The organism is Novosphingobium sp. NDB2Meth1, from assembly GCF_900117425.1.
Taxonomy (GTDB): domain Bacteria; phylum Pseudomonadota; class Alphaproteobacteria; order Sphingomonadales; family Sphingomonadaceae; genus Novosphingobium.
This window is the reverse complement of the sequence record NZ_FPEH01000011.1, coordinates 536,219-548,546: the sequence shown is the minus strand read 5'-3', so window position 1 is coordinate 548,546 and position 12,328 is coordinate 536,219. Positions and strand designations below refer to the sequence as shown.

General features: G+C 64.4%; 9 protein-coding genes and 1 riboswitch. Of the genes, 7 read left to right on the top strand and 2 right to left on the bottom strand.

The annotated features are described in order from the left end of the window. Positions 1 to 264: 264 nt before the first annotated feature. Positions 265 to 475, top strand: a riboswitch (cobalamin riboswitch). Positions 476 to 580: 105 nt separating this feature from the next. The 7 genes from NDB2M1_RS02885 (at position 581) to NDB2M1_RS02855 (ending at position 10,092) form a co-directional block, all read left to right on the top strand. Next, positions 581 to 2,437, top strand: a complete 1,857-nt coding sequence (locus NDB2M1_RS02885; RefSeq protein WP_072379357.1) for a TonB-dependent receptor plug domain-containing protein — start codon at positions 581 to 583, stop codon at positions 2,435 to 2,437. Positions 2,438 to 2,526: 89 nt separating this feature from the next. Further along, positions 2,527 to 3,501: an ABC transporter substrate-binding protein gene (locus NDB2M1_RS02880; protein WP_072379355.1), complete on the top strand. Its 975-nt coding sequence runs from the start codon at positions 2,527 to 2,529 to the stop codon at positions 3,499 to 3,501. Next, a complete protein-coding gene (locus tag NDB2M1_RS02875) occupies positions 3,498 to 4,460 on the top strand; it encodes a FecCD family ABC transporter permease (protein ID WP_072379353.1) in 963 nt (320 codons plus the stop codon). Before NDB2M1_RS02880 ends, NDB2M1_RS02875 begins: the two co-directional genes overlap by 4 nt. Next, on the top strand, positions 4,457 to 5,182 hold the full coding sequence (locus tag NDB2M1_RS02870) for an ABC transporter ATP-binding protein (protein ID WP_072379351.1): 726 nt from the start codon (positions 4,457 to 4,459) through the stop codon (positions 5,180 to 5,182). Before NDB2M1_RS02875 ends, NDB2M1_RS02870 begins: the two co-directional genes overlap by 4 nt. A 214-nt stretch (positions 5,183 to 5,396) precedes the next feature. After that, positions 5,397 to 8,393, top strand: a complete 2,997-nt coding sequence (uvrA, locus tag NDB2M1_RS02865) for an excinuclease ABC subunit UvrA (protein WP_072379349.1) — start codon at positions 5,397 to 5,399, stop codon at positions 8,391 to 8,393. A gap of 204 nt (positions 8,394 to 8,597) precedes the next feature. Beyond that, a complete protein-coding gene (locus NDB2M1_RS02860) occupies positions 8,598 to 9,458 on the top strand; it encodes a MipA/OmpV family protein (protein WP_072379347.1) in 861 nt (286 codons plus the stop codon). A gap of 163 nt (positions 9,459 to 9,621) precedes the next feature. Next, entirely contained in the window at positions 9,622 to 10,092 is a 471-nt protein-coding gene (locus tag NDB2M1_RS02855; protein ID WP_072379345.1) for a hypothetical protein, read from the top strand. Positions 10,093 to 10,360: 268 nt separating this feature from the next. On the opposite strand, the gene NDB2M1_RS21925 is transcribed toward NDB2M1_RS02855, so the two are convergent. Both NDB2M1_RS21925 and NDB2M1_RS02850 read right to left on the bottom strand, forming a co-directional pair. Continuing rightward, positions 10,361 to 11,389 (bottom strand): NACHT domain-containing protein, encoded by a 1,029-nt coding sequence (locus NDB2M1_RS21925; RefSeq protein ID WP_143146596.1) that lies wholly within the window; start codon positions 11,387 to 11,389, stop codon positions 10,361 to 10,363. Next, positions 11,292 to 12,206, bottom strand: coding sequence for an NACHT domain-containing protein (locus NDB2M1_RS02850; protein ID WP_072379343.1), 915 nt, complete (start codon positions 12,204 to 12,206; stop codon positions 11,292 to 11,294). Before NDB2M1_RS02850 ends, NDB2M1_RS21925 begins: the two co-directional genes overlap by 98 nt. Positions 12,207 to 12,328 lie beyond the last annotated feature (122 nt).

Here is a 12,328-nt window from a genome sequence, read left to right as displayed (position 1 = left end):
GTAGTCGATAATCAGCGGCATAGCTCAGGCAGACTCACAAGGCGGCCACCCAGCGCTAGACCCTCTCCCTGCGCCCCGCATCCCGCCATTTCACCCCGTCCCGCTAAGGCACACCCCCCTGCGAAGCCGTTAACACCAAACCTGCGGCAGTCTTCCTTCCCTCCCCATTTTTCCCGCAGGGACAAATGGGGAGGTGGCCCGCGAAGCGGGTCGGAGGGGTTCTTCCTTCGCTTCCATCTTGCCCCAAAGTGCAGGTCCCGCTACCAAGCCGGCGACGCCACCGGTGCCCGCGAGAGCGGGCTAAGAGGGAATCCGGACGCCAAGCTGTTCTTGGCAAACCCGGAGCTGCCCCCGCAACTGTGCCCGGATAGCGCCCTGTCCACTATGCCACTGGGCCCGCAAGGGTCTGGGAAGGCGGGCAGGGGGCGATGACCCCGGGCGAGCCAGGAAACCTGCCGGTGTGTGGTCGTTCCGCGGCCGGGCGGGGTGTACCGGGCGCATGCGTGAGATGGCGCGCCATGAAGGCCCCGCGCCCCCTCCCGCCATGGACGGCAACGTCCATGGGCCGTGGAGAACACACGTGAAGTATCTTTATCTCGCCGCCGCAGCGACAAGTCTCGCCGCCACCCCCGCACTCGCCCAGCAGGCCGACCAGATCACCGTCGTCGCCACGGGCAGCCCCCAGCGCATCGACCAGACCGGCCAGCCGATCACCGTCCTCACCGCAGACGACTTGAAGCGCCTGCAGGGCCCCGACATCACCCGCGCACTCGAACAGGTCCCCGGCCTCACGCTCAGCCGCAACGGCGGTCCCGGCGCCTTCACCGGCGTCCGCCTGCGCGGCTCGGATAGCGAGCAGGTCCTCGTCCTCATCGACGGCGTCCGCGTCGAGGATGTCGCTGCCCCCGGCGCCGGCTTCGATTTCGGCACGCTGACGACCGGCGGCATCGAGCGCATCGACGTGCTGCGCGGCTCCAACTCGGTGGCCTGGGGCAGCGCCGCATTGGGCGGCGTCATCGCCATCCAGACCCGCGAGCTCAACGGCCTCGAAGCCAGCGCCGAAGGCGGCAGCCGGGGCAGCTTCGCCGGAGAAGCGTCCGCCGGTCTCGCCACGGACAAATACGCCCTCTCGCTCACCGGCGGCTACACCACCACCGATGGCATCTCTGCCGCCGCCACCGGCACCGAACGCGACGGGTTCCGCCAGTGGCGCCTCGGCGGCAAGGCGCGCCTCGATCTCGTGTCCGGCCTCGCGTTCGTGGCCAATGCCCGCTACGCCGATACCCGCACCGATATCGATGGCTTCCCGCCGCCCAACTACAGCTTCGCCGATACGTCGGAATACCAGATCACCCGCCAGTTCTCCGGCCGCGCGGGCCTGCGCTACGAAGGCGCGTGGCTCACGCTCAACACCGGCTTCGCGCTTTCCGACACCAAGCGCGACTACTACGACCCTACCTTCGGCACCGCGCCGTCTTATGGCTACCGCGGCCGCAGCCACCGCGCCGATCTCACCGGCCGCGCCACGCTGCCTGCAAACTTCGCGCTCGATTTCGGCGCGGACAGCGAATGGACGCGCTATTCCGGCACCTTCGATGCCCGCCAGACCGCGCGCCAGACCAGCGGCCACGCCATGCTCGGCTGGTACACCGATGCCGCCTCGCTCGCCGCCGGTGTCCGCTACGACGACCACAGCCGCTTCGGCAACGCCACCACGCTCGGCGCCAACGGCACGGTCAAGCTGACCCAAAACCTCCGCCTGCGCGCCAGCTACGGCGAGGGCTTCAAGGCCCCCACGCTGTTCCAGCTCCTGTCAGACTTCGGCAACGCCGCACTCCAGCCCGAACGCAGCCGCAGCTACGACGCCGGCCTCGAGTACCGCAGCGGCCCCGTCACCGCCGCCGTCACGCTCTACCGCCGCGACAGCCGCAACCTGATCGCCTTCGTCTCCTGTTTCGGCCAGACGAGCGCGATCTGCACCAATCGCCCCTTCGGTACCTACGACAACGTCGGCAAGGCGCGCGCCGAAGGCGTCGAGGCCGAACTCACCCTGAAGCCGGTCCCCGCCTTCACCCTGCGCAGCCTCTACACCTATACCAAGGCGCGCAATCTGACCCCCGGCAGCGCCCAGTTCGGCAACGATCTCGCCCGCCGCCCGCGCCACGCGCTCACCGTCAGTGGCGATTGGGAAACGCCGCTCGCCGGACTCGCGCTCGGCGCGGACCTGCGCCTCACCAGCACCAGCTTCGACAACGGGTCGAACACCACGAAGCTCCCCGGCGGCCCCGTCGCGACGATCCGCGCCAGCCTGCCGGTCTACCGGAGCGTCTCCCTGTTCGGCCGCGTCGAGAACGTCTTCGACAACCGCCTCCCCACCGCCGCCGGCTACAACGCCCTCGGTCGCGGCGCCTTCGCGGGCCTCAGAGTGAGCTACTGATGCACTGGCCCACCCCCAACCCCTCCCGCAAGCGGGAGGGGAGTAGAAAGCGCTCCTTGCTCCCCTCCCGCTTGCGGGAGGGGTCGGGGGTGGGCCTCGCAACGCTCGCCGCGCTCACCATCCTCACCGCCTGCTCCCCCCAGCCCAAAAGCGAGGCCAGGCGCGACACCACCCACTACCTCCCCACCATCGTCAGCCTGAACCCCTGCGCCGACGCCATCCTCGCCGAAGTCACCCGGCCCGGCCAGCTCCTCGCCCTCTCGCACTACAGCGCCGACCCGCGCGCCGCCTCGATGGACGCGGCCAAGGCAGCACAATACCCTAAGACCCGCGGCACGCTCGAGGAAGTGCTCGCCCTCCATCCCGACGTCGTGGTCGACGGCACCTTCGTTCCTCCCGCCACCGCCGCGGCTTACCAGCGCCTCGGCCTCCGCCTCGAAACCCTTGGCATCGCCGGCACCGTCGAGGAAAGCCGCGCCCAGATCCGTGCATTGGCCGCGCTCGCCGGAAACCCCGCCAAAGGCGAAGCGCTGATCGGGCGCATCGACGCCGCGCTCGCCGCCGCCGCCCCAGCCGATCCCGCCCGGATCCCCGCGCTCGTCTGGGAGCCCGGCGGCATCGTCCCCGGCGACAGCACCCTCATCGCCGAGCTCCTCCGCCGCACCGGCTTCACCAATTTCGCCGCCGCGCGCGGCCTCGGCCAGGCCGACCAGCTCCCCCTCGAACGCGTCCTCGCCGACCCGCCCCGCGTCATCCTCGCCGCCGGCTCCGACCGCGCGCTGAAGCATCCCGCGCTCGCCCACCTCAAGGCCACCACCCGCGCCCCGCTTGATCCGCGCCTGCTCTACTGCGCCGGCCCCACCATCATCCCCGCCGCCACGCGCCTCGCCGAAGTGCGCCGCTCCCTCCAGCCCACCCCCGACCCCTCCCGCAAGCGGGAGGGGAGCCAAGTCGCCCTTTCATCTCCCCTCCCGCTTGCGGCCAGTGTTTCCCTATCTTCCCCCCTCCCGCTTGCGGGAGGGGCTGGGGGTGGGCCGCGGCAAACGCCCCGCCAGCCGCAATGACCCGCCCCATCGCCCTGCTGCTGGCCGCGCTGGCCATCGCCATCCCCCTGTCGCTCCTCGCCGGGCAGGTCTGGCTAAACCCCTTCGCGCCCCAGGCGCCAAATGCGATCACCATCCTCGCCGAACTGCGCGCCCCCCGCGCCGCGCTGGCTCTGGTCATCGGCGCCGGCCTCGGCGGGGCAGGGGCCGCGATGCAGGGCTACTTGCGCAATCCGCTGGCAGACCCCGGCCTGTTCGGCGTCGCCCCCACCGCCGCGTTCGGCGCCGTGCTCAGCCTCGCGCTCGGCCTCGGCGTACTGCTCCCCGTCGCTGCCTTGCTAGGCGCCGCGCTCGCCATGGCCGCACTCGCGCTGATCGCGGGCAATGCCTCCGGCCCCAACAGCACCACCCTGTTCGCGCTCGCCGGCCTCATGCTCGCAAGCCTGTCTGGCGCGCTCACCAGCCTCGTCATCAGCCTCGCGCCCAATCCCTTCGCGCTCAGCGAGATCGTCACCTGGCTGATGGGCAGTCTCGAGAGCCGCAGCTGGCATGATGTGGCGCTCGCCGCGCCCCCCACCGCGCTTGGCCTCACTCTCCTCGCCCGCGCCGCCCCCGCGCTCGATGCGCTCACCTTGGGCGAGGAGACCGCCCGCTCGCTCGGCGTGGACCCCGTCCGCCTGCTCTCGCTGATGGTCCTCGGCACCGGTCTTGTCGTCGGGGCAGGGGTCGCCGCCGCCGGGATCATCGGCTTCGTCGGCCTCGTCGTCCCGCACTTGCTGCGCCCTTGCACCGACCAGCGCCCCTCCAGCCTGATCCTCCCCAGCGCCCTCGGCGGCGCGCTGCTGCTGCTCCTCGCCGATTGTCTCTGCCGCCTGCTTCCCCTCGCGGGCGGAGAGCTGCGCATCGGCATCGCGCTCAGCCTCATCGGCGCACCCTTCTTCTTGGCGCTGCTCCTCCAGCTGCGGAGCGAGCTGGCATGAACCTCTCAGCCCACAGCCTCACTGTCCCCGGCCGCCTGACCGACGTTTCCGTCACCCTCCGCCCCGGCGAACTCACCGCCATCTGCGGCCCCAACGGCGCGGGCAAGACCACCCTCCTGCGCGCACTCGCCGGTCTCGAACCCGCACCCGTCAAGCTTGGCGAAACCGCGCTCGCCGATCTCCCCCCACGCCGCCGGGCACAGGAGATCGGCTACCTCTCGCAGCACGCGCAGCCCGCCTGGAACCTCTCCGCCGAAGCGCTCGTCCGCCTCGGCCGCCTGCCCCACCGCACCTCTCGCAGCGAAGACGAAGCCGCCGCCACCGCCGCGCTCGCAGCCCTCGACCTCGCCCACCTCGCAAGCCGCGGCATCCACACCCTCTCCGGCGGCGAACGCGCCCGCGTCCTCCTCGCCCGCGTCCTCGCCGGGCAGCCGCAGTGGATCCTCGCCGACGAACCCCTCGCCAGCCTCGATCTCGCCCACGCCGCCGCCCTGCTCCGCCATTTCCGTCAGCTCGCCGATCAGGGCAGGGGAGTCGTCCTCGTCGTCCACAGCCTCGCCCACGCGATGAACCACGCCGACCGCGTCATTGTCCTCGACAATGGCCGCCTCGCCGCCGACGGTCCGCCGCAAGTCGCTCTCTCCGAAGAAGTGATCGAACACGTCTGGCGCGTCCGCGCCCAATGGACCGGCCCCGCAACCGCCCGCGCCCTCTCCCTCTGAAGCAAGACCCTCCCCATTTTCCCCTGAGCTTGTCGAAGGGGCAAATGGGGAGGTGGCCCGCCCGCTCATCCTGAGCTTGTCGAAGGAAGGCGGGTCGGAGGGGTTCTTTCTTCCCCTCCCGCCACCTTGCGCTTCTCCGCCCCGCCACCCACGTGTCGCAAAACCTCCGCGCGCCTCTTGCCGGAATCGAACAAATCTGGAACAAACCGCCCCCATGTCCCTCAGCACCATCTCCATTCGCGGCGCGCGTGAGCACAATCTCAAGGGGATCGATGTCGATCTTCCGCGTGACAGCCTGATCGTCATCACCGGCCTCTCGGGCTCGGGCAAGTCGAGCCTCGCGTTCGATACGATCTATGCCGAAGGCCAGCGCCGCTATGTCGAGAGCCTCTCGGCCTATGCGCGCCAGTTTCTCGAGATGATGCAGAAGCCCGATGTCGAACATATCGACGGGCTCTCTCCCGCGATCTCGATCGAGCAGAAGACCACCAGCCGCAACCCGCGCTCCACGGTCGCCACCGTCACCGAGATCTACGACTACATGCGCCTGCTCTGGGCGCGCGTCGGCATTCCCTATTCGCCCGCCACGGGCCTGCCCATCGCGGCGCAGACGGTCACCCAGATGGTCGACCGCGTGCTTGCCCTGCCGGAGGGCACGCGCGCCTATCTGCTCGCCCCGGTCGTGCGCGGCCGCAAGGGCGAATACCGCAAGGAACTCGCCGAATGGCAGCGCGCCGGCTACACCCGCGTGCGCATCAACGGCGATCTCATGGCCATCGAGGACGCCCCCGCGCTCGACAAGAAGCTCAAGCACGACATCGAAGTCGTGGTCGACCGCATCGCAGTCAAGCAGAGCGACGAAGGCTTCCGCACCCGCCTGGCAGACAGCTTCGAACAGGCCCTCAAGCTGGCGGACGGCACCGTCTACCTCGATCTGGCCGACACCACCGTGGAGGCCGTGAGTGGTCCTTCCACAGGCTCAGGACGAGCGGGCGAGGGTGCTGCTCCGGATGAACGGGATAACCCCACATCCGCTCGTCCTGAGCCTGTCGAAGGACGCTCACGCAGCGCCAAGGGCATGAAGAAGACCGGCCTCCCCGCCAACCGCATCGTCTTCAGCGAAAAGTTCGCCTGCCCCGTCAGCGGCTTCACCATCGAGAGCATCGAACCGCGCCTCTTCTCGTTCAACGCCCCCCAAGGCGCCTGTCCGGCCTGCGACGGTCTCGGCGAGAAGCTGCTGTTCGATCCGCAACTCGTCGTCCCCAACGAGGCGCTCAGCCTCAAGCAGGGCGCGGTCGTGCCCTGGGCCAAGTCCAACCCGCCGTCGCCCTATTACATGCAGGTGCTCGCCAGCCTCGCCGGCCATTTCGGCTTCAGCCTTGAAACGCCGTGGGAAAAGCTCCCGGGTGAGGTCAAGGTCGTCATCCTCTATGGCACCGCCGGCAAGGCCGTCCCGCTCACCTTCATTGATGGCAAGAAGTCCTACACCGTCCAGAAAGCCTTCGAAGGCGTCATCGGCAACTTGAACCGCCGCATGCTGCAAACCGAAAGCGCGTGGATGCGCGAAGAGCTCGGCAAGTTCCAGACCGCGCAGCCCTGCGAAACCTGCCAGGGCGCCCGCCTCAAGCCCGAGGCGCTGAGCGTCAAGGTCGCGATGGCAGACATTTCCAGCGTCACCCGCCTCTCGGTTGCCGCCGCGGTTGAATGGTTTGCCAATCTGGACGCGCAGCTCACCCCGCAGCAGAGCCAGATCGCCCGCGCCATCCTCAAGGAAATCAACGAGCGCCTTGGATTCCTGAACAACGTCGGCCTCGATTATCTGAACCTCGACCGGACTTCAGGTACGCTTTCGGGCGGCGAGTCCCAGCGCATCCGCCTCGCCAGCCAGATCGGCTCCGGCCTCTCCGGCGTGCTCTACGTGCTCGACGAGCCCTCCATCGGCCTCCACCAGCGCGACAACGACCGCCTCCTCGAAACGCTCAAGCGCCTCCGCGATCTCGGCAACACCGTCATCGTCGTCGAGCACGATGAAGACGCGATCCGCACCGCCGACCATATCGTCGATCTCGGCCCCGGCGCCGGCGTCCACGGCGGCGAGATCGTGGCCCAGGGCAACCTTGCGGAGATCCTCGGCAACGCGAACAGCCTCACCGGCCAATACCTCACCGGCGCGCGCCGCATCGAAGTGCCGGCCAAGCGCCGCAAGGGCAATGGCCTCAAGATCACCGTCGAAGGTGCCCGCGCCAACAACCTGCGCGATGTCACCGCCTCCATCCCGCTGGGCACCTTCACCTGCATCACCGGCGTCTCCGGCTCGGGCAAAAGCTCCTTCACCATCGACACGCTCCACGCCGTCGCCGCGCGCACCTTGAATGGCGCCCGCGTGATCGCCGGCGCGCATGACAAGGTCACCGGTCTCGAACACTGCGACAAGGTGATCGAGATCGACCAGTCCCCCATCGGCCGCACCCCGCGCTCCAACCCCGCCACCTACACCGGCGCCTTCACCCTCATCCGCGATTGGTTCGCCGGCCTCCCCGAAAGCGCCGCCCGCGGCTACAAGCCCGGCCGCTTCAGCTTCAACGTCAAGGGCGGCCGCTGCGAGAAGTGCCAGGGCGACGGCCTCATCAAGATCGAGATGCACTTCCTGCCCGATGTCTACGTCACCTGCGAGGAATGCGAAGGCCGCCGCTACAACCGCGAAACGCTCGAGGTGAAGTTCAAGGGCCACTCCATCGCCGATGTGCTCGACATGACGATCGAGGACGCCGAGGAGTTCTTCAAGGCCGTCCCCCCGATCCGCGACCGCATGCACATGCTGAACGAAGTCGGCCTCGGCTACGTCAAGGTCGGCCAGCAGGCCACCACCCTCTCCGGGGGTGAGGCGCAGCGCGTCAAGCTCGCCAAGGAGCTCGCCCGCCGCAGCACCGGGCAGACGCTCTACATCCTCGACGAGCCCACCACCGGCCTCCACTTCGAAGACGTGCGCAAGCTCCTCGAAGTGCTCCACCGCCTCGTCGATCAGGGCAACAGCGTCGTCGTCATCGAACACAACCTCGACGTGATCAAGACGGCCGACTGGCTGCTCGATCTCGGCCCCGAAGGCGGGGTGCGCGGCGGCGAACTCGTGGCGGAAGGCACCCCCGAACAGGTCGCCAAGAACCCCCGCAGCTTCACCGGCCACTACCTGAAGCCGCTCCTCACCCGCTGATCGTCATCCCTCCCCATTTTTCCCCTGAGCTTGTCGAAGGGGACAAATGGGGAGGTGGCAGCCCGCAGGGCTGACGGAGGGGTTCTTCCTGCCCCCCAAGCAACAATACGTCACCCCGCAGCAACGCACCCCCGCCACCCTCCTGCTAAGCGCCCTGCAGTCGCAACCCCGCTCCGCAAGACGCAACCGTCAGGATCCGGCCCCATGAACACCGCCCTCCGCGCAGCCCTCGCCGCCGCGCTAACCCTCCTCGCCGCCCCGGCCTTCGCCCAGACCGCCCCCGCAAGCCTCCCGCCCCAGCGCCCCATGGGCCCGCCGCCCACCCCCACGTGGAGCCTCACCGTCGGCGTCGCCCCCATCCTTGCTCCCGCCTGGCAGGGCTCGCGCGATTATGCGCTCTCGGTCTTCCCGGACATCCGCGTCACCTACAAGGATGTCGCCTTCGCCTCGGTGCAGGAAGGCTTCGGCTGGAACGCCATCAACCGCGACGGCTGGAAGATCGGCCCCATCGCCCGCCTCCGCTTCGGCCGGCGCGAGAGCACCGGCGGCTCGCCCTTCCTCATCACCGGCGGCAGCGACGCGCTGCGCGGCTTCGGCAACATCCCCCTCGCGGTCGAATTCGGCGGCTTCGCGCAGTATAGCCCGACCCGCCGCCTAGCCCTGCGCGCCGAAGTCCGCCGCGGCACCGGCGGGCACGAGGGCGTCGTCGCCGAACCCTCGATCCGCTTCGCCGACCGCGCCGGGCCATTTCGCTATTCGCTCGCCCTGCGCAGCACCTTCGCCAGCGCGCGCTACACCCAGGTCTACTTCGGTGTGAGCCCCGAGCAAGCCGCCCGCGCCGGCCTCCCCGCCTACCGCACCGACGGCGGCCTCGTCTCCGCCGGCGTCGGCGGCACGTTCACCCGCCCGCTGGGCAAGCGCGGCCAGCACGGCGCCGTCACTCTCCTCGCCGGGTACGACCGCCTCGGCGATGCCGCCGCCGACAGCACCCTCATCCGCGAGCGCGGCCGCCGCGATCAGTTCACCCTCGGCCTCTCCTACGGCTACCGCTTCACCTGGAAGTGACCGCCATTCCTCCCCATTTTCCCCTGAGCCTGTCGAAGGGGCAAATGGGGAGGTGGCCCGCTCGCTCATCCTGAGCTTGTCGAAGGAAGGCGGGTCGGAGGGGTAACCCCCGCTTAAGCAAATCCGCCTATCCTCCCCCCGCGCGCGGCAAAGGGGGATCTTCATGCGCCTGTGGTACCTGCTCGTTCCTGCCATCGCCATGGGCAGCCTCAACGCCGGCTACTCCGCCTGGCGCGCCAGCCCGCCCAGCAAGCTCACCGAATTCCGCGCCATGTGCTTCGGCAAGGTCGAAGCCGCCGGCCTCTCCCGCAGCGAGAGCATCCCGCTCTGCAACTGCCTGATCGGCAAGGCCCGCTGGTACAAGTGGACCCACTTCGGCGCAGACTACACCCGCGATGTGCACATGAAGCTCAGCCGCGAATGCATCGATCAGGTCGCCGCCGCCTCCGCCGAATCCGCCTCTGGCTGGGGCACCTTCACCAGCGAACCAGCCCGCAGCTCCCGCCCGCTCACCGGCCCCGGCTCCGGCTGGGGCGAAGCACCGAACGACGACGACAGCGCCGACAGCGCCGACCGCTCCTATTCATCCCCCCCCACCAAACAATACGGCGATCCCGGCTACGGCACCGAATAACCCCAAGGCGCCAGCACACCCCCACGTCCCTCTCCATTCCTGCCGCAGGGACAAAGGGGGAGGTGGCCCGCTCGCTCATCCTGAGCTTGTCGAAGGACGGGCAAGGGCCACAGCCCTTGCATCCCCACACACGCCCACTGTCTTGTCATTGCGAGCGGAGCGAAGCAAAACAATCCAGACCGGCGCGAATGATGTGGCCTGCGGAGTTTGGAGATTTAATAAAGTCCTATCGAGAATTATAATTTCTGTAATTCCCAAATATAAATGGCTATCGAGCTGTTATTCGTCTAAGTTTTTCAACACGAGCTTCGATAGTAGCTTTTATAGAAGTAACATCGTTTTTGATATCAAGGAAAACCTGCGGCAAACCAGAGTAAATTAGCCAATCGGCGTCTTTTGGGTATACATCAGGGCATCGGTCGCGAGCATCGAAATCTTGAGAGGCGGCTAATTCGCATTCCGCTCTGAAGGCATCAAAGCTGCCTAATCTTACTTTTTCTGGTAGAGATGACTGTAGTTGGTCAAATGTGGCTAGCTTTGCCTGAAATACACGCCGAGCAAGTGGGCGATTCTCATAAAAATTGTCGATCGTACCCATCCAAGAAGCTCCCTTCGAGCGGGGGAGCATCCCATAGTTTCGAATTTTACCGTCCGGCCCATAGCCCAATGATCCAAATGTATTCTTAAAATAGATGCTCAAGCCACGCTTTGTATCTGGGCGTGATCTTCCGACGGATTCAAGCCATTGGGTGCATTTCCTGACGATCCATACATTTTCAATCAAATCAGGATTCATTTCGAAAATGAGCTCATTTACGTTTCTGTCTCTCAATAACCCTCCAATATTGTCGATGAGCTCGAAAATGTTTGGGCCTCTAAAATTGATACTGAATCTGGCAGCAAAGTACTCCTGAAAGCTTCGATGCACAAAATCATAGATGTTTCCATCCTTGCGAAGAATTGATGTTGATACAAAAGCGTCCAAGAGTACTAATTCTGGATCAATATTCTCCTCACAAAATTCGACGGAAATTCGAAAGTACTTCAAAATTTCTTCATACGAGAATTCAATTTTCGAGTCTCTAAGGGTTGTAAAACAAAAATGGCTAAAAACTCTCTCAAATTTATCAATAGGTAAGCCGGCATGAAGGCCTCTTTTGAAAGCTCCTTTGTGAGAATCGTGCCTGTAATACAGGGCTTCAAAAGCCTCCTTGTAAAAAATGACTTGGTTTTTCAGGTATATCTGCTGTGTTGTCAAACGTAAGCAGCATGATTGTTGCAAGAAGCGGGCTGCCAAGGAAATCCTCTCGCTCTTCAAACAATCCATCTTCAATTTTAGCTATCAGTTTTTCTTTAACGCCAAGATCATAGTCAAGTTTTTTAATAACCTGGACTATCTGATCTTTGTCCATCGGAATAGTTTTAAAAACCAATAACTGGCTAATGCTTTCAAGCTCATCATCTGGACGTGTGGATATTAACATTGAGCATTCTGGAAAGTCGACGACAAATTTTCGAATACCTTCAATGCATTTTTTTCTGTATTGTGGATTGACCTCGTCTACAGCATCTAAAATTATGCAAAAACATCCTTGATGTAACCCCAGCAGAAATTGATCGTAGGTCGATTTATTTGGCGTGGATGACATAAATTCATAAAGAACATGCTCGAGAGGCTTCTCAAAGTATTCACCTTTTAGATATCTTAACTTGATAAATATTGGATATTTTCTATGATGCTGAATGGTTTTAATATGATTGAGTGTCGCCCATTTGACAAACATGGTCTTGCCGTAACCAGCAAATCCAGAAATTAATGTCTTTTGATTATTGTGCAGACGCTTTGACACTGCTGCATCAGTTTCTACACCGACGTTCGTCTTAAACTTTACATTAACATATTTGTCTAATAGATCTACTGGTTCATTCCGATATAAGATATTCTTAATTTTTTGACACTGACCTTCAGCATGGGCAAGATTGTCACGAAAGCAGTCAATAAATGACACGACTAACTTGTTATATGCCGCCTTGGTCATCTTTGAAATTGGGCCCTTCGCACCGTCGGCCGCCGCCTTAAGGCCCGTCACTGCGACTGTCTCACCAAAAGTCATATTACACCTATTAGATGGTCAAGCAGAATTTACGCCGTTTGCATTGAACTGCAATCCATTTTCCTACAAACCCCGACCCATGCCATACCCGCGTTCCCTCTATGTTCCACAGGGAGTCGCAC

Bases quoted from the DNA above. Each gene is read 5' to 3' on its own strand.
- NDB2M1_RS02875 (WP_072379353.1), top strand. From the start codon at position 3,498: ATGACCCGCCCCATCGCCCTGCTGCTGGCCGCGCTGGCCATCGCCATC.
- NDB2M1_RS02870 (WP_072379351.1), top strand. From the start codon at position 4,457: ATGAACCTCTCAGCCCACAGCCTCACTGTCCCCGGCCGCCTGACCGAC.
- uvrA (WP_072379349.1), top strand. From the start codon at position 5,397: ATGTCCCTCAGCACCATCTCCATTCGCGGCGCGCGTGAGCACAATCTC.
- NDB2M1_RS02860 (WP_072379347.1), top strand. From the start codon at position 8,598: ATGAACACCGCCCTCCGCGCAGCCCTCGCCGCCGCGCTAACCCTCCTC.
- NDB2M1_RS02855 (WP_072379345.1), top strand. From the start codon at position 9,622: ATGCGCCTGTGGTACCTGCTCGTTCCTGCCATCGCCATGGGCAGCCTC.
- NDB2M1_RS02850 (WP_072379343.1), bottom strand. From the start codon at position 12,206: ATGACTTTTGGTGAGACAGTCGCAGTGACGGGCCTTAAGGCGGCGGCC.